Source organism: Bacillus sp. OTU530, from assembly GCF_038440375.1.
Map to the genome: position 1 here is coordinate 1 of NZ_JASATP010000039.1, position 21,412 is coordinate 21,412.

A 21,412-nucleotide genomic window follows, 5' to 3' on the forward strand; every position below is an offset into this window, starting at 1 on the left:
TGTTGATGTCCACAATATGTATGTTGTTGCGTTCTAAAAGAACCCAAATCAATGATAACTAACCTTGCTCGATATCATGTGCATTTGTAGATTATTCTTTGACTCCAGCTACTAACACTCTTGAAATGACTTTAATCCACTTTTAGTTCCTCGGAACACTGTGTACCACAAGTCCTCCACATACACTATTGAATCATTAATATGATTCCATTACCTCTTAGAAATACGTACATAAAACAGCGCAACTTTGTATATGTCCACTTATCCATTATGTCTTCATATGTACAGAACATCGATCACCAATAAAGTGTAGTGGACAACATGTGGAGAAAAAAGAAATTATTGAAACTAGATGAAACAAACACACACTTCTAACTACTGGATAGTGTGGAGCACCAGTGGATGTCGCTTGTTTGCCATGATCTTTATTCCAGCCCTTGGACTAGGAATCCCTATCTACATGTAACCATAATCAACATAATGAACTCATGGACAAGTGATCTATCTATCACAACAATATAGCACTCTAGCCGATTCTCTTGTGAATCTTATCATAGCTCTTTCAGTAGAAAAGAGAAGGATAAAAAATCCAATAAATACTCATTACATCCAACAACCCTAACAACGGATTTTATTACCATATATTAGGATATAAAAACAATCACTTAATATAGTTACTATATATAGTTATCAATAATAGTAATTATATAAAATTAATTCAATAACATTCAGATAAAACCCAATCAAAATAAGGATATATTTATAGTAACCATTTAAATTAACTATTATACATAACTATCATTTTATTAATCATGAATTCTCCTGATTTTCGAGGTAAAAGAATCATTATTTATTCTTTTTGTCTCTTTTCCTAATTATATAGCCCAAAAAAATCTGATATATCTCTCATTAATCACTAATGATAACTATAATTAGTTACCATAATGAAATCATTGATAATACTAAATTTATTACGGTTAATTATATAAAGATTATACTGAACAGAACTATAAATAGTTACTTGATATGATTACCATAATCTGCTACTATATGATTACTCATCTAAGTTTCGTTGGAAGTAGGAGGTGTGAAAAACATTGAATGAAGCTCTTCACCGAACATACATAGACTTGAAGTTTGATGACGATACATCAGCAATGTTTGCTGATATTATTTCTAAGGATACTGTTTTAACAGAGGTATTTTTATACATAGGGCGCGAACTAAATAAACAGTACAAAGACCATAACCAAATGCTAGGCATTACAGTAAATGAAGTGATAGAAAACGTAGTTTTAGATAGGCTCACCCGAAAGCCTAAGGGCAAAACCTTTGTGTTTGAACAATCGCACACCAATATAAGCAGAAAAGCAGCTGAAAAGTGTGTAGACAAGTTACTTGATATGTCGTTGCTTTACGAGAAACCTAAAAAACCTTACAAATATCTCTTTTTAACAGTTCGTGGTCAACAAGTGTTGGTTTCGTTATCGAAAAAACAAAGCGCAGAATAAAAAATATGGAGGAGTGAAATTTTATATGGCGAAAAATTTCTTTAATAATGAGCCGGCTATTAAAATGACAATGGTTGGATTTGGTCAAGCTGGTACTCGTATGGTAGACACATTTGCAGCAATCAAGAAAGTTGACGGTTCATCTGTCTACAATTGTCTTGCACTGAATTCAAATGATGGAGACTTAACTGAACTAAGGTATATCCCAAAAAACAATCAAGTTTCTTTAAACCTTGGGGGGCTTGGAAAAGATCCGGCTAAGGCTACAAGAGTGTTGGAAGAAGACGAAGTTGCAAAAGAAAAATTAAAATCCTTTATTACAGAACGTGTACGTCCAGACGATGAATTAGTCTTATTCTTTGCAGGCCTTGGTGGGGGAACAGGAACTTCTACGATTGTGAAAGCAATTGAGGAGTTTTCTGCATTCCATAACAGACCTATTATTGCAGAGGAATTAAGAAAAATTGCTGCAGAACATTCCGTAGCTGAAATTAAAGCAAACCAAAACCGATTTAAGAGATTGGCACTAGAAAATGCTATTGATCGTAAAGACTTTATTAAAATTGGTATCGTTGTTACGCTCCCTGTTCGTGCTGATGGTCCAAATGTCTTAAAACAAGTAAATGACTTCTCACAACAAATCTGGAGCCTAGCGAACGACAAGACAAAAGGTGTTGCTTTTGTTATCTTTGCAGACAATCAGCATTTTTATGATGAGTATAATAGTTTAAATGAAAACGAGAAAAAGAACATCGTGAACTCTCGCGATTATGCAAATAAAAGAATTTGTGAGGTTATCCATGAGCTGAATACCGCAGCAACTATTGGCGGTACTGGGGTTGTTTTAGATCCAGCAGACTTCAAACGCATTCTTCTCGAAAAAACAGGTTGCCTAGTAATTAACCGTGTTTCAAAATCAATGGGTGAAATTCAAAATGCTAAGGATATTCAAGAAATGTTTACTGAGAGTATCAAAGGAAGTTCATTCCACGAACCAATTGAACTTATGCAAAAGGATGACCACGGTAATATTGTTACGTCTAAAATCCATCACTTTGGTATGTTAGCTGTTTTAGACCAACCAAAAGGATTTGGAGATGCTTTTATTGATGATGCCAAAGCAGATATCATTCAAAGATTACCGATTCGTGAGACTGTATTTAACGGATACATTGTAAGCAAGAATGACTTTAATACAAGTGTATATACTTTCTTCAAGACAGAGGCCCTGCCTACCCGTCTAGCTAAAGGACTTGTTGAGGAGTATAAAGAATATCAAGAGAAAAACAACAAGTTTATCTATCAACAATCTTCTATCGCTTCTATCAACAGTATTGAAGATGATGAGGACGATTTTGATTTCAACCTTTCTGATTTTATTGATCTGGGTGAAGAGAATACAGAGAACAGCAACCCATCAGAAAAAGAGGAAGAATTAGCAGATTTTCTAGATCCTGAGAAAATGAAATTCTAATTACTGCCCTAAGAATGCAAAGAGAATTAGATTATACGCTTTGCAAAACCTAGTCTATTTAACAGGAATTTAAGCACCACTAGCCTAGATTATTCTAGGCTTTTTTACACTGTAGGAAAGTATAAATTTCCAGCTAGAAGTGAATTCGACGCAGCCGGAAATTTTAGGAATACAGTGTAAGTGCAACTACGCCTCTGTCTTCGCCCAAGGGCAGGGCTCGCCAATCGGCGAGTTTTCTTTATATACCAAATTATTGGGATGGGGCCTGTATCCCCTTCTGAAACTATACAACTTCTTTCAAAACACTGGTGAATTACTCTGACAACCCTACAAAGACACAGGCACGAAACAGGATAGATTCTTAAGTTATAATCCTGGTTCATAAAACTTACTGAAAGTTATCGTTACGCACAAAACTAGAAGTTTTGCATCTCCTTTCGAAGACGTGTGCCCACAGGATTGCACACTAGGGGACTGCTCTTGCTCAGCCAATAAGAGATATTCTTGTTCCTTATTACAGATGTAATCTGTCCCCCAAAAGCTCTCCCTAGCCTTCTTCACGATGTTCCAACTAGGGAGTATTCATTTTTGTAACTATATTCAAAAAAGGGAAAGGTATACTTGAGAAAGATTCTATCCGCTTTAGACAGCTTGTCTGCCTATCATTTAAGCCTTCGCTGCTTTTAATCGTTCCAATTGCAGTTCTACCTCAAGCTGCAAAATAGTGTTTACCCTAGGCCGCCTGTGAGCCGCAAAAGCTTGACCCGCTTTTACCTCTGCTTCTAAAGTCCAGATGCACTCTTCCATTCGGACAAAGCCACGTATTGTATCGTCTGTGCTAAAAGAGTTGATCGTTGTTTGAATGGCCTTTACAGCCTTTGCTGCATCCGCTCTTGCAATGAGTTCCTGCTACTTTAGCTTCAGCTCTTCATGCTTACCCTTCAGCTTTTTTATTTTTTCATACAGGTTAGCAGCTTGTGCCTGGATGGTCTCCTGCTGCTTATACGATGCAAACTTGCGCTCCGGCACAATTTTATTCTGTAATGCTATCTTAGCAACGTTGTCTTCGTTTCGATCCACAGCTAGGTTTGCCTGTCTGACACGCTTTTCAATGATGTTATCTGCTTCTGCAACAAGCACCTTATACTTCATCTCCAAAAACAACTGATCAGCTACTACTTTCTGAACTCTTATAAGCTGCCCCCCCTGTTCACGCAGGTATTATACTGCCATGCTAATTGGACCTTCTGCCTGATTAAGCACCTCGTGAATGTCCGCAAGTACAACATTCTTGATACATTTAAAAATATCCATCTGAGTTTCCTGGCCATCTCAATAATCAAGTTTTTGTAGGTCTAAGTTAGAGAATCCTGTTCCCCCTATTTGTACATATTGTACATAGCTTGCAGAAGAAGTATTGTCATTTCGTCTGATTTTATGCGTAAAGTAAGCGACCATAAGAATAACGGGCAGAATCAGTACCTACGCGAACAGTCTCCAATTCCATCAGTGCAAGTCTGACCCATTTGCAGAGACGCTCTGCCAGCTTCCAGGTGGTCCAGCTAGCTACGATAGCCTTAAATCTCTAGTTTTGGGTTTATATAGCCCCGTATCACCTGTAAGATCCCAAATAAAAGGGATTCTTATTGGGTAAAAATAGACACATTAAAGACTTCTCTTCAATCATCCCCTTATAATATCGTTATAAATGTGGTCCCTTTGTGGTATGTACTACACATGTGCATAACGATTTATGCATAAGTGCATCAATACAAGTAACGTTTTACAATGCGTCCACTATGCCACCTAACATTCTACAGAAATACTTAATCCACTACGGTACCACACTTTTAATTAACAACAAAATAGAATTCTATTAAGATATACAGCCCTTCGAACTATTCCCTCTTTCCCTAGAGAAAAGCATTCGCACGCCTTGAATCCCTAGTTTTCGACTCATCTAGTTCTGTATCACCAAGGCCCGAATAGAAAGAGGGTTTCTTTGTATGAAAAACAGATTAGAGTTCTGTAGGAATTTCTCTCCAAACAATCCCTTATAATGCCCCCATAATTGTAGTCCCCCTGTGGTATGTTCTACACATGTTCATGACGATTTATGCATAAGTACATTAACACAAGTGAAGTCTTACAACACACTAACCATGTAGCTTTAACATTTCATAGAAAGATTTTATCTGCATAATACTGTATTATTAATTAACAACAAAACAGAACTTCATCAAGATCCTCAACTTTTCAAACTAACTTCTAGACAATAAAAGATAGTTAAAAATGTAGTCCATTTGTGATTTGTTGTCCACCTGTGCATTAACATATATGCATAGGTACACGAGTACAAGTACACTCTGGTATTTCTATCTAACTAGAATCATCTAAGTTGGCTATGTTTATAAATAGTAATTATTACGAATCATCAGGAGGTCATCTATCTTAGTGTGCTCTTTTGTAATATCTACATGATTACTAATCATCTATAATTACAGTATCTGTATTGAATGTAATTAGTTCTTTTATGTGTCCCACTTGTGCTTTGTTGTGACTAAATACACCTCAACATGTGCACAAGTTGAGGTGTAAAACCTAGGTATTCTTCACTTGTATCAAATAAAAATTGAAGATGCTTAGTAGATCTAAATCACGTTTATGCCTGAATTATAAAAGCAAAATGGGGATTGATTATTGTGCAGACCGAAGAAAAGTTAGGCAGGGATTCTCCTAGTCAGAGATCCTATCCTTACTAATTTCTGTTAAATCCATAGAAAAAAGGGGGAGATAACCACTACTTATTGAAATTCATAACTCCTCAAAAACACTTCTCCAGTTACAATATTTGTTCTTATTCTATGAAAGATAATAAAGGCACTTCCCAATACCACATAATACTTGTTATTGAATTTCTGATTCCTTAGGTGTCTACAAGTAATCTCTAATTCGAAGCGCTAGTGATAAAAGAGATACAAATAAAATAAGGGTTAGCAGTGGGGGATCAGCTGCTAACCCTTAAAATGTTCTTCAATTCTAGCTTCCAAATACTTATTTATATAGTCGTTAATAAATCTTTGCATCTTTACCACATCTTCACTCTTGCTAAATAAGCCTGTACGTATTTTACGCTCAGAATCAGGTTTTTGCTCCCAAAGTTCTAGGGCTTCCTGCTCTAATTTGGCACGTATCCTTGTTGTAGCAATGGTCCGCTCTATTCGCTCAGCCCGTATTTGTTCAGAAGGTTTAGGTTCCGGGAGTTGTTTCCTTAATTCTAGTTGCATCTGAGCTGTAATGTGGCTTAGAGTTTCCTTCATATGCTGCTCATACTCATATTTAATTTCTTTACGTATTGATTCTTGAGCTTCCTTAAGAAGGTTAGAAAACTCATCTCTCATTCTACTTATAGCAGAATTCACATCAATCCCAGTTTCTCCATCATTGAAATCGTCTGGAAAAGGTCTTGTATCAAAGTTACTCTCAATATAGGAATATATCCCGTTCAAAGGCCACTTTGCTTCTCTAAGAGCTACGATTCGTTTTCCAATTTCAAGATCGTGTTCTGTAAATATCTTTTCATTATTAACCCTTAAGTTATAATGAATCCGTCGTTTTTCGAGCTCATTAAACCATTGCGTTACCGTATTAGGATGCCTTTCAAGCATCGCAGCAAATTCAGCTATTTGCCACGAATTAATAATCTCCTCGGTTTTCATCTAATCACCCTTTTCGTTATTTACTATACATTCTAGGTAATCTTTGTAAACATGTGTACCACAACCTATGTATATATGTGCAGAATCCTAGTTTTATTTTTAAAAACAGTGCATTTGTAGACCAAAACATATCTACATAAATAGCGCATAATAAAATGTTACACACTAAAACACTTAAAGTAAATAGATGATTTTGTTCCCTGCCTAAAACCTTAGGGCTTAATAAAGTACATTTGTATAGTTATATATTCTCTCAAAATCAATTAAACCCCTTTATTTGTAGACACCTTGTGCTTCGTGTAGCACATGTGCATTAATACTTGTGCACACATACAAAGAAAATAGGCAGAGGTTCCTAGGTCTCCATGTAACCAAGGAAGAGAAATTGAGTACACCTATTCATAAAGACAGGGAAAGCCTTGTAAATTATCAATTAATTTCATAAGATGTTTCCTTAGGCTGTGGAGAAAGTCTTCTCCACAGCCTGTTTTTATGTTTGAGAGCTCTTTTATCTGTCAACACTGATAGAAAAGAAGAAAAGGAGTGATGCTGTATGATGGGAGCGTTAAATAACCATCGAGAGGAACGAGTTATGGTGTCGGTAGAGGAATTAGTTCCAGAGGATCACTTTTTACGTACAGTAGAAGCAACCATTGACTTTGATTTCATAGAAGAAAAACTGCGTCCGTATTATTGTAAGGACAATGGGCGTCCGTCCCTACATCCGATTACACTGTTCAAAATGATTTTTATTGGGTATTTTTATGGTATTCGTTCCGAACGCCAGTTAGAAAAAGAAATCAAAACCAATGTCGCTTATCGCTGATTTTTAGGATTTTCTCTATCAGATCGTGTTCCTGATCATACAACGATTAGCTGGAATCGTCGGACACGCTTCGTTCATACGAATATTTTTGAAGAAATCTTTGATGAAATTGTTCAACAAGCCTCTGCATACGGCATGGTAGGGGCAGACTCGACTCATATCAAAGCAAATGCCAACAAAAATAAGTTTGTGCGCAAAGCGAAGGAAGAGCGTCCGAAAGCCTATCTTGAAGGACTAGAAGCTGCCGGTAAAGGGGACTGTGTGGAACACGTAAAAAAGAACTAAAACAAAAAAAGGAAAATGCCGCTAAAGATGACTTATATTTTACAACTCTCATATTTTTCACAGCTATGAAGTATAGTCATGCATTCTATGTATTATTTTTGTGAAAATAAAAACCCCTTCCCAGATCAAGCTCTAAGGTCAGTAGGGAAAGGGGATTTACCAATGTCTATTTCTCAATATATTGTTCAATAAATTGTACAAAGGTTCTCTTGAAGTCCTTTGTCTTTGTAGACGCTTTATCTAAGATATAGCTTACTAACATACGTATATCGATAGGCTCCTCCTTATTACTTTCATTAATGAAATCAACAATGTACTGCAACTGATTCATTCTAGCTTCTGTAGTCTCATCATCTAGATGTTTTAGAATATAATCTACAAAAATGCTAGATTCATAAATAGCCGTTTTCAGTAAGAGTGCGGTAGTGCTTGATACAGTCATATCCAATGCATAGGCTAATTCGCTCAATTTATCATGAACTGATTGAGAAAATCGAATTGAGATTCTTCTCTTTTGACTATCGCCATCTTTAAATGTATAGGGCGCTCTGCTTACGTCCCCCCGAATAAGCTTCCGTTCTTGAATCCAATAGTCTCTTCTAAAATAACCGGCCAGCAAATCTATAGTCTTCTCTGATTGCAAGCCCAGTACACATATCTCTTCAGCCACATCCTTAATAGGATTTGTAGTCATATAAGAAAGCCGATCTATACATTCATACAAACTCATAGTAATTGTAGGTTTTACTTCTCGTTTTTTATCTGAACGAACCTTCCTCACTCTTTCCAACATTTGCTCTTCCCCTCCAAATTTTTCAAAAATATAGCAGCGACACTTTCGCTCTGTCTCTTGTACATCCTATGAAAGGGGAGGGGTTGGTATACATGTTTATTTTTAATACAGCCTGTCCATAATAGATATATATAAACTCCTACTGAGAAGGTGAAGGTATGAAGGTAAAGATAACAAAAAAAGAGGCGAAACAATTGTCTAAAGATATCCGCAATGTTGCTAAAAAATATGGGTTCTCTACTCCGGGCTCCAAAGCTAATGATAAGCAAGCGGCTAAATCATGATGACAGAAATATATACTATATCCCTAGGAATCTGTCCCAGACATAATAGAATATCCTAGAGACACTGTATTGACCCTACATTTGATTGGTGGAATTTCCTCTAAAATATCCAGGCAATTTTATTTCTTGATTTTATGGTTTTCTATAAGCTATGAAGAGGGCTTTTCTTACACTTTAAGAAAATATAAGGGCAACTACGCCGCTGTCTTCGTCCAAGAGCAGGGCTCGCCAGTCGGCGAGTTTTCTTTGTTACAGATTTTCCGAACGGGAAAGCCCACTCCTTCAGGTGTGGGCTGAAAGTGAGATCAAACAAGACGTACCTTTAGGTACGTCAATTGTTTGATTTTTTTATGTTGTCTGTCATAATTGCTTTTCAAATATTTCCTTTTTTTGTATAATAGATACAGAACGTATGTACTGGAGGTGGGGAAATGAAAATTCACAAGGGATATAAGTTTAGAATCTATCCAACTAAAGAGCAGAGAATGTCAATACATAAAACATTAGGATGTTGCCGTTATATTTGGAACCTGGCTTTAGGTGCTCAAAAGAAACAAGATGCTTATTCGTATATAACTGAGGAAATGGTTCAAAACGGACAACTTCCTGAAAACCGATGGGAATGGGATTTTTTTAACGCAGAGAAGGAACAAAAAGAATTAACAGAATTGAAAAAACAATTGGATTGGTTAAAAGAAGCAGATTCTACTGCTTTGCAAAATTCTCTACAAGATTTAGGGGAATCCTTTAAACAATACTACCAAAAGAAAAAGAGAAAACCTAAGTTTAAAAGTAAGAAAAATGAGGTACATTCCTATACGTCCAAATGTAACTATAGTAAAAGTGGTCCAACTATTCGGATGGAACAAGGCCGTTTTATGAAAATCCCAAAGTTAGGGCTCGTTGAATTGGTTCCCGCACAACAAGTGAAGGGAAAAATATTGTCTGCTACAGTCAGTATGAATGCAACAGGAAAATATTTTGTTTCGCTTCTAACCGAGCAAGAAATTGAATTTGTACAACCTTCACTCTTTCAAGTGGGTATAGATGTGGGATTAAAAGATTTTGCTACATTTTCCGATGGAACAAAAATTGAAAATCCAAAGTGGCTTCGGAAACTAGAAGACAAACTCATAAAAGCACAACGGGTTCTATCAAGACGGAAATACAACAGCTCCAATTGGAATAAACAACGCAAAAAGGTAGCGAAAATTCATGAGAAAATAGTCAATGCTCGTACAGATTTCCTGCACAAGATAACTTCTTCGCTTGTTCACGAAAACCAAGTGATATGCATAGAAGATCTTCGTGTGAAGAATATGTTGAAGAATGGGAAATTGGCAAAAGCACTATCTGAGGTCTCTTGGTTTGAGTTTCGACGTATGTTGGAATATAAGTGTAAGTGGTATGGTAAAACACTTGTCGTCGTAGGCTCCAATTTTGCTTCTTCTCAATTATGTTCATGTTGTGGGCATAAGAATCCAGAGGTAAAGAACTTAGGAGTCCGAGAATGGACATGTTCAGAATGCAATACAATTCATGACAGAGACGTAAATGCTGCAAATAATATCTTGGCTGAAGGGCTGAGAATTTTCGTCGATGGGCAGTCGATGATAGCCTAATGGGTACCGAGCAGTAAGAGGTACATCCTTTTTGAACCGAAAGTTCAAATGACGTAGGAAAACCTGACAGCACAGATTGACCGCTGTGAAGCGTTATGTCTAACGGGGTGGGAGGTTAGAATCCCACTGCTTCAGCTGTGGGATTCTCAAAAAACCAAAAATATATATAAAGCCGTCCTAGATACTGCAAATCACTTATGTCAACTACCCACCACTTAAACGTTAACACGTTTTGAAGTGGGGGCTTGTAAAAGCCTAGTTGTCTAGTCTGAGTCTCCGGTATATGGTGAGCCATAGCGAGTGACTACGTTGGGTAAGTCAATACGGCTTTGTGTGATTCCCAAGCACAATCTGTCGTTCAGGCTCTGTAACAGTTCTGAGAGGAGGAACGGTCAACCTGAGGCAAGAAGCTTATCCAACATGGACGAAGGGAAACAAACTCTAAGGAGGGACGAAACTTGCGAGTATTCGTCAGAAACTTACGAGGAGAGCCACTTACGCCTTGTTCGACTCGTAAGGCTAGAATTCTACTCAAAGAACAAAAAGCAACCATTGTAAGATACAACCCTTTTACCATTCAGTTATCGTATACAACTGGAGAAACAACACAAGAAACAAAATTAGGTATTGATTTAGGTGCAAAGCACATGGGAGCTGCCGTTACATCCGATGAAAAGGTTTTTGGAAAAGCAGAAATAGAGCTGCGTCAAGATGTAAAAAGCAACCTAGAAACAAAGAAAATCTATAGAAGAAGCAGAAGAAATCGTAAAACACGATACAGAAAGTCAAAATTCAAGTACAAAACAAAACGTGTGTATGTAGAAGGGAAAGGAAAAAAGAAAGGAGGATATCGTAAAATATCCATATCCTTCACTTTATCCCGTCCAAAGGGTTGGCTTCCACCTTCTATTCAGAGCAGAATAAATAACACATTTCATTGGATAGATACCTTTTATTCATTCCTTCCAACATGTAAACTTCACATAGAAGTAGGAAAGTTTGACGTACAAAAGATGATGAATCCAGACATTCAGGGCAAGGAATATCAAGAAGGTGATACCTTTGGGTATTATGATGTACGATATTTTGTCTTTGCAAGAGACAACTATACTTGCCAAGTCTGCAAGAAAAAAGGCGGCATTTTACAAACGCACCATATCATCTATAGGAGCCATGATGGCAGCAATGCAGCATCCAACTTAATTACGGTTTGCACAACTTGCCATACCCATGAGAATCATCAGGAAGGTAACATTCTTTGGAAGTGGATGGTTGAGAAGAAGAAAACCAAACGCTACAAAGAAGGCCCCTTTATGAACATCCTTCGTAGAAGGGTATTTGATCAGTATTCAGATGCCCACATTACATATGGCAGCATCACTACACCAAGAAGAAAAGAACTTCAACTGGAAAAAACACATTATCATGATGCCGTTGCAGCTACAGGGATAACAAACATCAAAGAAAATACAGATCACGTTCTCTACATCAAACAATTTAGAAAGAAAAAACGCTCTTTACATGAAGCAACTGCACGTAAGGGCAGAAAAGAGAAGAATAGAACAGCTACACGCAATGAAAAGAATACAAAATCAGTTGGTTCCTGGCATTTGAATGACAAAGTTTGTGTGTTTGGACAAGTTGGTTGGATTAGTGGATTTAGTGGACAAAGTTGTTATGTAAAAAACATACAAGGAGATTACATTACGGTTCCAGGCAAATCTTATAAACAGGTGAATTTGAGTCGTTTAGAATTGCTTTGCCACAATAATAACTGGCAATTCTCAGTTTTGTAGGCTTGCGCCTACCGGAAATTCATCCCCCACCTACTCGTTTGGGCTATGCCCTTCCCACTTCTTGAGGAGGGGGACTTCTTTCCGGAAAATCTGTTAAAGATAGTACGGAAAAATGGTTCCATGTGCTTATATCGATATAGATTGTTGCAACTCATAAAGACCTGTGCAATACCATATGTCCTAATACACCTTTATGTGGATGATCATTCCTTTGGCATCCTATTACCTCAAAAGGCTTCACTTTTTCTAAGACAAACGTTGTATAATTTGCTTATTTGATCCTACATAAATTGTTTAAAATAAGTGCTCATGAATAGTATCCATATGAGGTCCCTAACACCTCTGACATTCATATTTGGTTTGTTTTTTGTAAGATATCTATGATTGATAAACTAATGGTTATATATAATAGTGACCCTATATAATCACTATAATTTATACATCTATAACACTACTTTAAATTGATTTTAAAGGAAACCGGTTTGAAATAGATACCTTTATCAATAACTTTTTATAGTGACTATATTGGGTGACTTTATTTCTGATTATACTCTTTGTTATATAGTGAGGCTTTCACAGAAGGAAACCTGAGTGATTAGCTTTTCACGTAGGATGCGTATTATAATGTTTATAAAGTTAGAAACGGGCAGGAAATGCCTGTTTTTTTATGAAATTTATTTATTTGTAATAAACAAGAACTTTCCTAGCTGTTTGGGTACTAGTATAATATGTATGGGTTTTAAAAGCGCAGGAGGACATGGAATGAAGCCTAAAATTGAGGATGTGGCAAGATTAGCAGGTGTTTCACGAACAACGGTTTCTAGGGTATTGAATAATCGTGGTTACATCAGTACGGAAACAAGAGAAAATGTTCACAAGGCAATGAATGAATTGAATTATTTTCCAAACGATGTTGCACGCTCTTTATTTAATAAACGAACGAACTTGATAGGATTAATTTTTCCAACAATAAGTAATCCGTTTTTTGGTGAACTCACCTTTCACATAGAGAATATCTGTGCCAAATTAGGTTATAAAGTGTTGCTTTGCAACAGCTTAAATCGTATAGATGAAGAAGAGAAATATTTAGAAATGCTTATGCGAAATCAAGTAGATGGAATCATTGTTGGGACACACAATCGAGGTATTCTGAATTATCATCAGCAAAATTTAAATGTTGTAGCAATTGATCGTAACCTCTCAGAAACAATTCCTGTAGTTAGTTCCGACAATTATGCGGGTGGTGAAACAGCGACAGAATTGTTAATCTCGAAAGGCTGTCAACATATTGTTCATATTAATGGATCAGGCGAGTTGGAAACACCGGCAAAATTAAGGAGAAAAGCGTATGAGGATGTAATGGAAAGGTACGGGAGAACCCCCATTACATATGAAATTCTAGAGGCATTTGATCGGCCAAGTCAACAAGAAGTAATGAGTAAGATCCTTGATGAACAACCAGAAGTAGACGGTATTTTTGCGAGTAGTGATTTATTTGCAGCCGCCTTCATGGCTGAGGCAAAAAAACGAGGGAAAGATATACCAAAACAAATAAAAGTTGTCGGTTATGACGGAACAGAAACGGGTCAAATATTACTGCCGGAATTGACAACGATACAGCAGCCAATTAGTTTAATTGCCCAAACGGCAATTGATATATTATTAAAAAAAATTGAAGGTGAAGTTACTGATTTACCACTGGAAATCCGCCTTCCAATTAAACTTTTAAAAGGGGAAACTACGTAAAAGCTAATTTGTTCATGTAACAAATTTAACAGCTTACAGTTGAAAAGCTTTATAACAAGTTGAAAAAGAAACAAATTATACTCCATTTTTCAAATAACCTAAAAAACATTGCCGTTATACAATGTTTTTTAGGTTTTATATATCATGTGACCTATTTGTGAAACCGGTTGACATGTGAAACCGGTTGACATATAATACAGTTGAAAATGCTTGCACTATTCAAGTAAAAGGTTCTAAATCTTTCTTTCAGGGGAGAAGTTTAAAAATCCTGTATTGGAAGTTAAGTATGTATGTTTTCTTTTTTATTCACAACATAGGCTTCAACTTTACCTTATAAAAAAAGCAAAGGCTTACAAGACAATTCGAAAAATTACAAAAGGATAGATAGGGAGAGGATAGGATGTTAGCAGTAACCAAACTTCAACAGGCGGAAGAAGCACTTAAGAATGCTAAAGAAAAAGTAAACGATCACTACCGACTGGGATACCATATTATGGCACCGGCTAATTGGATTAATGATCCTAATGGTTTAGTTCAGTATAAAGGGGAATATCATGTGTTTTACCAGCATCATCCATATGACGAAAATTGGGGACCGATGCACTGGGGGCATGTTAAAAGCAAAGACCTGGTTCACTGGGAACACTTGCCGATTGCGCTTGCACCGACAGAAGCGTATGACAAGGATGGCTGTTTTTCAGGAAGCGCAGTTGATGATAACGGAGTACTGACGTTAATTTACACAGGTAACATATGGGTTGATCGTGAGAAGGATATTCTTGACCAATCACAATGTATTGCGACAAGTACGGACGGTATTCATTTTACAAAAGAAGCTGTCAATCCGGTTATCGCGAAACACCCTGAGGAAGGATCTGGGCATTTCCGCGATCCAAAAGTATGGAAGCATGAAGACCATTGGTATATGGTCCTAGGAACTAGAAAAGAAGATACTGGAAAAGTTGTTTTATATAAGTCAAAAGATTTAAGACAGTGGGAATATCTTGGCGTATTGGAAGAAAGCGATGGAACAGAAGGATATATGTGGGAGTGCCCTGATTTCTTTGAACTTGGCGGAAAGCATGTGCTGTTATTTTCACCACAGGGAATGGCAGCTGAAGGAGAGAAGTATCAAAATCTGTTCCAAACAGGTTATATTGTGGGAGATTTTGATTATGATACACTCAAATTTTCGCATGGTGAGTTTACAGAGTTAGATTATGGACACGATTTCTATGCTGTTCAAACGTTGCTTGATGATCAAGGTCGACGTATCGCTTTCGGCTGGATGGATATGTGGGAATCCCCGATGCCAACAAAGGAGCATGGTTGGGCCGGTGCTTTAACATTGCCTCGCGAGCTGACTCTTGCTGATGATGGAAAGCTTGCGATGAATCCTGTTTCTGAGCTGGCAATGCTTCGTGAGAAACCCATTGATCTATCTATAGAGGCCATTAATAATGAGAGCATTCATACAGGGATCAAAGAAGAACTGCTCGAAATAAAAGTAGAATTTTCACTGAAAGATGTGACAGCAGATGAGTTTGGTTTAAAACTTAGATGTAATGAGGAAGGAACAGAGGAGACAATCGTTGGATTTAATGTTAAGACCTCTAAATTATTTATTGACCGTGAAAAATCAGGTAGTGGTGTAAGTGGGATTCGCAACAGTAAAGTCGAACTGCAATCTGATACGTTGTCACTTCATCTTTATCTAGATCGCTCATCTGTCGAGGTATTTGCTAACGAAGGTTTTAATGTAATGACAAGTAGAATCTATCCACAAACATCAAGTTTGGATTTTCAACTCTACGCGAAAAATGGAGCGGTTCGTATCAAAGATTTAAAAGTGTGGAAATTGAAAGATATTTGGAAAGAAAATAAAAAAAGTAGTTTGTTTCAAGAATCTGTTACGTACAGCTAGGATTATGTCCTTATGTTATGTTGCTCCATAGGTTTAGAAAAAGAAATATAATAGATTTCCTTTAAGGAATTTATCAAAATTAAAGTTCGCCAAGTGCTTTCACAAAAAGCCTTGGCTTCTTAATTATAATTTGAGCTAAGAACAGGAGTTTTAAACTATAAATGAGGTGGAACATGTGGGAAAGCTATATTGTATTGGAGAAGCACTAATTGATTTTATCGCACTGCAAAAAGGGGAGCAACTAAAGCACGTATCAACTTTTGAGAAAGTACCGGGCGGGGCTCCAGCAAATGTTGCTGTGGCTGTTGCTAAGTATGGAGGAAAATCCTCCCTCATTACAAAGCTGGGTAATGATGCATTTGGAGATTTTCTCATTGATACTCTAAAACATAATGATGTTGAGGTAGATAAAATTTTCCGAACAAATGAAGCGAATACGGGTTTAGCTTTTGTCTCTGTGAAAGAAGATGGGGAACGTGACTTTGCATTCTATCGTAACCCATCAGCTGATTTATTGTTAACAGATCATGATATACAATCAGATTGGTTTTCAACAGGAGATATTCTTCACTTTGGTTCAGTAGATTTAGTGGAAAGCCCTATGAAATATGCTCATGGAAAAGCCATTGAAGCAGTAAAATCCTGTGGGGGCATTATCAGCTTTGACCCGAATATACGACTGCCTCTCTGGAATAGTCCTGCAGCATGCCGAGACACAGTCCTAGCATTCCTGCCGCTAGCTCACATTGTTAAAGTGTCTGATGAAGAATTGGAGTTTATTACGGGCATTTCGGATATAACTGAAGCAATCCAGTCTTTATTTGTAGGAGATGTTCAAGCTGTTTTATATACACAAGGTGCAAAAGGTGCCGAATTATATACTAAAGAAGGGATGTATAAATCCTCAGGGTTTAAGGTAACCGTTGCTGATACAACTGGGGCGGGAGATGCATTTATGGGAGGATTTTTATATAAATTACTTGAAAAGGATGTTCAAGTGACAAACCTGGTTCAGTTATTAAATATGCATCACAAGGAAATTTTGGAGTTTTCCAATGCTAGCGGAGCCCTTACAGCCTCTGTAAAGGGAGCAATACCTGCAATACCTGCAAAGAAACATATTTTAACCTTTTTAAGTACTAGATAAAATAAGCTGCTAGTATCATGTTGTTCATCTTTGTGAGAGTGGTAATGGAAATAGTCTCAATTCCTAAGGGATTGAGGCTATTTCCATTTTAGAAGGGGGGATCCAGTGATTAAGCACATCAAGAAGATTTTAGGGACTAATAAGGGCTGGACAACAAATGTATCAAGCAGGATTCCATCAACATAAAGAAAATTTTATATATATTTTAAGATCATTTGGAGTGGAGGGATCATTTATTAAATAGAGTTTTCATCCTGTGGGTAAGACAATATATTGTATGAGTTGTTCATGAGGTCAACAAAAAATAGGGGGTATTCAAACATGAGTTTCTATTTTCAAGAATGTGCACAAACTGATGTTGAAAAAGTAATCCAGAAATATGTAAGTACATTAAGCTCTCCTATCGATTCCTTCTTGGAGGAGCACATTCTCAATTCCGCATTTTATACTATCAATTATAATTCTAAAGTGGCAGGTTATTTTGCCGTTCATAGTAATCAGTATCTTACACAATTTTATTTAGAGTTACGCTATTATAAGGAATCTCAGGAGATTTTTAAAAATGTTCTTAGAGATCATTCCGTCCAATCCATCATGGTTCCAACATGCGACGAACTTTTTTTAAGCTTGGCATTAGATCATGATTATAAAATTGAAAAACAAGCTTACTTTTTCCAAGATAACAAAGTGGAAATTCCAACAGAAAAACTTTATAAAGAGGGGGAATTCAGAGCTGCCGTTCCTAATGATGCTAGCAAAATAACCGAGGTATGTCAGGACTTCATTGATAAAGTGGAACAACGCATTGAAAATAGAGAAATATTCACCTTCATCAAAGGAAATATACTGCTTGGAATAGGAATTGTAGAACGAAGTAAATTACTTGACGGGTATGCAAGTATCGGAATGTTTACAAATGAACAGTACAGAAAACAAGGAATAGGTCGAACAATCATACATCACCTAAAGGAATGGTGTTATGACAATAAACTAAATCCGATTTGTGGGTGCTGGTATTATAATGTTCCCTCAAAGCAAACGTTAGAAAGTGCTGGTATGGTCTCTAAAACAAGACTATTAAATATCAAAGTCCCCGAATGCTATGAAAATTTGAAATAAATACCTTATACAAGGAATGGAGAGATGGAAAGATTCATAAACGGAGGCATTTTTCACATAAAAACGCCGACTCGTTTTTTTATTTTTGTGAGTCGGCTAGTGAATTTTATGATACGGAGAAATCATTATTATTTACTCCTCGCTTTTGATGACTTAAGTTAAAAAACTTATTTGGTACGAATCCGAGCATTTCCGTATGCATCCATTAATTTTCCGTACTCTTCCATTGCTGTAGCGACTAAATTTAAAAGTTTTTTCATTTGAATTACCTCCTTAGTGTATTGACTACACTTTATATTTTTTATGCTTTTTTAGCAAACTGGCTATAGAGTCGTGGCAACGGAAACAATGAAACTGAAAACGAATAACTGTTTTATTTGAACTACCAATACGACATGTTAGGTACATTTAGAAACATTTTGGGTGCCGTTTTTCAGAAAGGTAGAAGAGCATAAGGGGTTTTTGTCCCCACTCTGGGTGTGGAGTCAGGCAAAGCCTGACAAAACCATGGGTACACGAAAATGGTAAAAATGTCTCCATTGTGTCCCCCTATTTTTGAGTGGTGTCCCTACCGTGTCCCCATAAAAAGTAACTCCTGTCCCCCTTACGTCCCCATCACTTTTTCACGAGTCCGAATATTTTTAATCCAATCCATCCGAAAAAACAGACAGAATCCAAGTAGATAAAGAAAAAAATTATGTTATCAAAGTCCCTCAATTTTATCTAAGGAACAATTATATACTTGCTTCATAAATGCCCATTGCAAAGTTATTTTGGATTTATTTTTCCCACAGCGGCTTAGGCTAAATGGAAGCAAGAAAAAGAACAGAAAAAATATCCAAAACCTAAAGAAAGTGATACAGTTCTAAAAAATGTCGTGAAGAATTTAGGTGCTAAACTTATTGAAAACATTATATGGTATATCGCTTTGTCTACTGGGGAGTTTCTTGATGGGATTAACAGTTAATAGTCTTGGAGACATGGGTAATAGCCTAATGAAAGTAATAGGGATTATATGTATTGCATTAGGTATCAGAACAGTAATAAAACATAAGAAAAAATTAAACTAAATTACTCAAGAAAAAGGCTGTCTACTGACAGTCTTTTTTACGCTTTAAGTATCATAACTTAAGAGCTATGGCAGGGGTTCTTTTCAACGAACAGGACAGAAAAGTTTCAATAAGGATATGTTAAAATAAGTCATAGTTTCTTTAATAGGTGTTGATTAAATGGATGCACAAGTTCAAAGTTATTTTGAGGATTTAGAGTCAAAAGACAAAGGAATACAATATAAAGCCTATAAGAATTTATTAACCGTAACAGAAAGAAAAATAAGCTGGGCATATGAAGTTTCGGATCAATTACTGCAAGACCTAACTAACCGTGATAATCATAAAAGATCACGTGCAGCACAATAGCAATAAGTGATTCAGAGAAAAGAATGCTTAATGATTTGCAAAGTTGTGGGAGGTAACGCAAGATCCTAAGTTTGTAACAGCAAGACATAGTTTACGATCCATTTGGAGGGTAGATTTAGCTGGAGATGAACAACAAAAATTAATAATTAATAACTTTACTGACCATTCTATAAACTGCCCGGATGAAAAAAATTATACTTTGATTCGATATGCTTTTTGTGACGTCTATAATTTCACCAGTGCAAGTAAAAATTCAAAGATAAAAGAATTAACATCTTATGTGATTAAAATATCCTAACTCAAAACCTTAAATTTATATATATATATATTAATATTACGATTTAAAATGGACACTTTTATAAGTTAAGTTATTGAGCTAAAAAGTGCTAATGTTACATAAACAAACTGTACGTACTTCCGTTTTCATTCACTATGTCAACGAGCAGCCTCAGTTGGGGCTGTTCGTTGAACGCCGGAAAGTAAGATCTTCCCTTTTAAAAGCAAAAAAGCCTGTCCATAATCCTGGATAGCTTTCTAAGATAATGTATTTACAAAGTAAAAAGGAACTCTATCAGTCCTGTTCCCCTGGTACCAGCCCCACCTACGCTGTATACCCCTGACAGCCACGCGCGCCATCCAACCCAATTACTATCATACCAGATAACGCTTACATTTAGGGGGTTAACCTTTCGTCAAATCTTGCAAAGGCACATGTCGAAAACTGTATAAACTCAGGAAAAGCAGAAAAGATCATACATAATATGGAAGCGATGCCTATGCTTCAAAAGAAGCAAGTTTTCTTACGGGAGAAGTCCGTCAAAAACCAGAAAGAATTTATATTTGTGGGCGTAAAACCACGATACCTTTAGGTTCGTGGTAGTTCACACATCTATTGTATTTGTACCAGAACCATTTTTTCTATACTTCAGCGGAGAAGTTCCAGTTATTGTTTTAAAAACACGCCCGAAGTGAGTAGGATTTTCATATCCCACTTTTTCAGCAATGGAAGTAACATTTAAATTTGTAGTTTTTAACAATTTTTGTGCTTCGTTAATCCGTACCTGATTCAGATATTCCACAAAAGAAAAACCCGTCACCTCTTTATAGACTCTGCTTAGATAATAAGGACTTATATGAAATTGCTTTGAGAGAGACTGTAAAGTAAGTACATCCATATAATGGCTGTTGATATACCGTACGATTTCAGACACTTTTTCATGCAAGGAATTGGGATATTCTATAGGTTCAATTTTATTCTTTTTTATGTGCCGATATATATAAAGTAACAGCTCCACCAGAAGCAATCTTAAATAGGTCTGATATCCTTCCGTCTTGTCTTCATACTCTTCTATCATTTTTCTCAGAATAGATTCCACGGCTCCTTGTTCTTTAATATTTAATCGAAGCACAGGAAACTTCTGAAATATTTCGTAAAAGCTTTCTTCCATTCCATTGGCCATTCTTTGTATATAGTCTGATTTAAAGTTGATTAATATCCTTTCGTGGTTTGGTGAATACGCTTCCGTTGTTTTATGCAAATCATACATATTTACTAAAACAAGATCTCCTTCTTTCACATGATAAGTACGTTCTTTAATAAAGTAAAGCCTTTCTCCCTTAGACATATAATAAATTTCATACGCGTCGTGACGATGCGTGGATTTCATACTATATGCTTCAGTTCGTTTGGTTTTTTCAACACAAAAGTCTCCAATCATGTCCACGTTATTTAACAAGAGCATTCCCTC

General features: G+C 36.5%; 15 protein-coding genes and 1 pseudogene. 11 read left to right on the forward strand and 5 right to left on the reverse strand.

The features are described from left to right. The first annotated feature begins 1,097 nt into the window (after positions 1-1,097). Entirely contained in the window at positions 1,098-1,511 is a 414-nt protein-coding gene (locus tag AAHB12_RS22595; RefSeq protein ID WP_379949766.1) for a hypothetical protein, read from the forward strand. 25 nt (positions 1,512-1,536) lie between these two features. Next, positions 1,537-2,985 carry a cell division protein FtsZ gene (locus AAHB12_RS22600; protein WP_342047269.1) on the forward strand — a complete coding sequence of 483 codons (1,449 nt, stop codon included), beginning with the start codon at positions 1,537-1,539 and terminating at the stop codon, positions 2,983-2,985. A gap of 666 nt (positions 2,986-3,651) precedes the next feature. Here AAHB12_RS22600 and AAHB12_RS22605 read toward each other — a convergent pair. From AAHB12_RS22605 to AAHB12_RS22615, 3 genes are all read right to left on the reverse strand, one after another. Further along, positions 3,652-3,792 (reverse strand): hypothetical protein, encoded by a 141-nt coding sequence (locus AAHB12_RS22605; protein WP_165350911.1) that lies wholly within the window; start codon positions 3,790-3,792, stop codon positions 3,652-3,654. 102 nt (positions 3,793-3,894) lie between these two features. Beyond that, entirely contained in the window at positions 3,895-4,143 is a 249-nt protein-coding gene (locus AAHB12_RS22610; protein ID WP_129731773.1) for a hypothetical protein, read from the reverse strand. A 1,856-nt stretch (positions 4,144-5,999) separates the two neighbouring features. Continuing rightward, on the reverse strand, positions 6,000-6,704 hold the full coding sequence (locus tag AAHB12_RS22615; RefSeq protein WP_129731771.1) for a hypothetical protein: 705 nt from the start codon (positions 6,702-6,704) through the stop codon (positions 6,000-6,002). Between the two features lie 553 nt (positions 6,705-7,257). Here AAHB12_RS22615 and AAHB12_RS22620 point away from each other — a divergent pair. Next, positions 7,258-7,832: pseudogene (locus AAHB12_RS22620) on the forward strand (transposase); the annotation flags it as partial. Between the two features lie 149 nt (positions 7,833-7,981). Here AAHB12_RS22620 and AAHB12_RS22625 read toward each other — a convergent pair. Further along, complete coding sequence (locus tag AAHB12_RS22625; RefSeq protein WP_342047227.1) at positions 7,982-8,608, reverse strand: hypothetical protein; 627 nt, start codon at positions 8,606-8,608, stop codon at positions 7,982-7,984. A gap of 158 nt (positions 8,609-8,766) precedes the next feature. Here AAHB12_RS22625 and AAHB12_RS22630 point away from each other — a divergent pair, with 158 nt between their 5' ends. The 8 genes from AAHB12_RS22630 to AAHB12_RS22665 all read left to right on the forward strand — a co-directional run bounded on the left by AAHB12_RS22630 (position 8,767) and on the right by AAHB12_RS22665 (position 19,664). Further along, positions 8,767-8,892: a hypothetical protein gene (locus AAHB12_RS22630; RefSeq protein ID WP_342047228.1), complete on the forward strand. Its 126-nt coding sequence runs from the start codon at positions 8,767-8,769 to the stop codon at positions 8,890-8,892. A gap of 431 nt (positions 8,893-9,323) precedes the next feature. Beyond that, complete coding sequence (gene tnpB / locus AAHB12_RS22635) at positions 9,324-10,514, forward strand: IS200/IS605 family element RNA-guided endonuclease TnpB (protein ID WP_342047230.1); 1,191 nt, start codon at positions 9,324-9,326, stop codon at positions 10,512-10,514. Positions 10,515-10,972: 458 nt separating this feature from the next. Then, positions 10,973-12,310 carry an RNA-guided endonuclease IscB gene (gene iscB / locus AAHB12_RS22640; RefSeq protein ID WP_342047232.1) on the forward strand — a complete coding sequence of 446 codons (1,338 nt, stop codon included), beginning with the start codon at positions 10,973-10,975 and terminating at the stop codon, positions 12,308-12,310. A 762-nt stretch (positions 12,311-13,072) separates the two neighbouring features. Further along, entirely contained in the window at positions 13,073-14,056 is a 984-nt protein-coding gene (locus AAHB12_RS22645; RefSeq protein ID WP_129728826.1) for a LacI family DNA-binding transcriptional regulator, read from the forward strand. A gap of 400 nt (positions 14,057-14,456) precedes the next feature. Next, entirely contained in the window at positions 14,457-15,980 is a 1,524-nt protein-coding gene (locus AAHB12_RS22650; RefSeq protein ID WP_342047234.1) for a glycoside hydrolase family 32 protein, read from the forward strand. 175 nt (positions 15,981-16,155) lie between these two features. Continuing rightward, the gene (locus AAHB12_RS22655; protein ID WP_129728828.1) at positions 16,156-17,127 is read left to right on the forward strand and encodes a carbohydrate kinase family protein; all 972 of its coding nucleotides are present in this window, start codon (positions 16,156-16,158) and stop codon (positions 17,125-17,127) included. A gap of 321 nt (positions 17,128-17,448) precedes the next feature. Further along, positions 17,449-18,246, forward strand: a complete 798-nt coding sequence (locus tag AAHB12_RS22660; protein WP_342047236.1) for a GNAT family N-acetyltransferase — start codon at positions 17,449-17,451, stop codon at positions 18,244-18,246. Positions 18,247-19,475: 1,229 nt separating this feature from the next. Beyond that, positions 19,476-19,664, forward strand: a complete 189-nt coding sequence (locus tag AAHB12_RS22665) for a hypothetical protein (protein ID WP_342047238.1) — start codon at positions 19,476-19,478, stop codon at positions 19,662-19,664. Between the two features lie 881 nt (positions 19,665-20,545). Here the strand turns inward: AAHB12_RS22665 and AAHB12_RS22670 are convergent. Next, positions 20,546-21,400, reverse strand: coding sequence for an AraC family transcriptional regulator (locus tag AAHB12_RS22670; RefSeq protein ID WP_342047239.1), 855 nt, complete (start codon positions 21,398-21,400; stop codon positions 20,546-20,548). Positions 21,401-21,412 lie beyond the last annotated feature (12 nt).

What these genes read in the sequence shown, in the direction of transcription:
- AAHB12_RS22600 (WP_342047269.1), top strand. Translation starts at nt 1,537, where the DNA reads ATGGCGAAAAATTTCTTTAATAATGAGCCGGCTATTAAAATGACAATG.
- AAHB12_RS22605 (WP_165350911.1), bottom strand. Translation starts at nt 3,792, where the DNA reads ATGGAAGAGTGCATCTGGACTTTAGAAGCAGAGGTAAAAGCGGGTCAA.
- AAHB12_RS22615 (WP_129731771.1), bottom strand. Translation starts at nt 6,704, where the DNA reads ATGAAAACCGAGGAGATTATTAATTCGTGGCAAATAGCTGAATTTGCT.
- AAHB12_RS22625 (WP_342047227.1), bottom strand. Translation starts at nt 8,608, where the DNA reads ATGTTGGAAAGAGTGAGGAAGGTTCGTTCAGATAAAAAACGAGAAGTA.
- AAHB12_RS22630 (WP_342047228.1), top strand. Translation starts at nt 8,767, where the DNA reads ATGAAGGTAAAGATAACAAAAAAAGAGGCGAAACAATTGTCTAAAGAT.
- tnpB (WP_342047230.1), top strand. Translation starts at nt 9,324, where the DNA reads ATGAAAATTCACAAGGGATATAAGTTTAGAATCTATCCAACTAAAGAG.
- AAHB12_RS22645 (WP_129728826.1), top strand. Translation starts at nt 13,073, where the DNA reads ATGAAGCCTAAAATTGAGGATGTGGCAAGATTAGCAGGTGTTTCACGA.
- AAHB12_RS22650 (WP_342047234.1), top strand. Translation starts at nt 14,457, where the DNA reads ATGTTAGCAGTAACCAAACTTCAACAGGCGGAAGAAGCACTTAAGAAT.
- AAHB12_RS22660 (WP_342047236.1), top strand. Translation starts at nt 17,449, where the DNA reads ATGAGTTTCTATTTTCAAGAATGTGCACAAACTGATGTTGAAAAAGTA.
- AAHB12_RS22665 (WP_342047238.1), top strand. Translation starts at nt 19,476, where the DNA reads ATGGATGCACAAGTTCAAAGTTATTTTGAGGATTTAGAGTCAAAAGAC.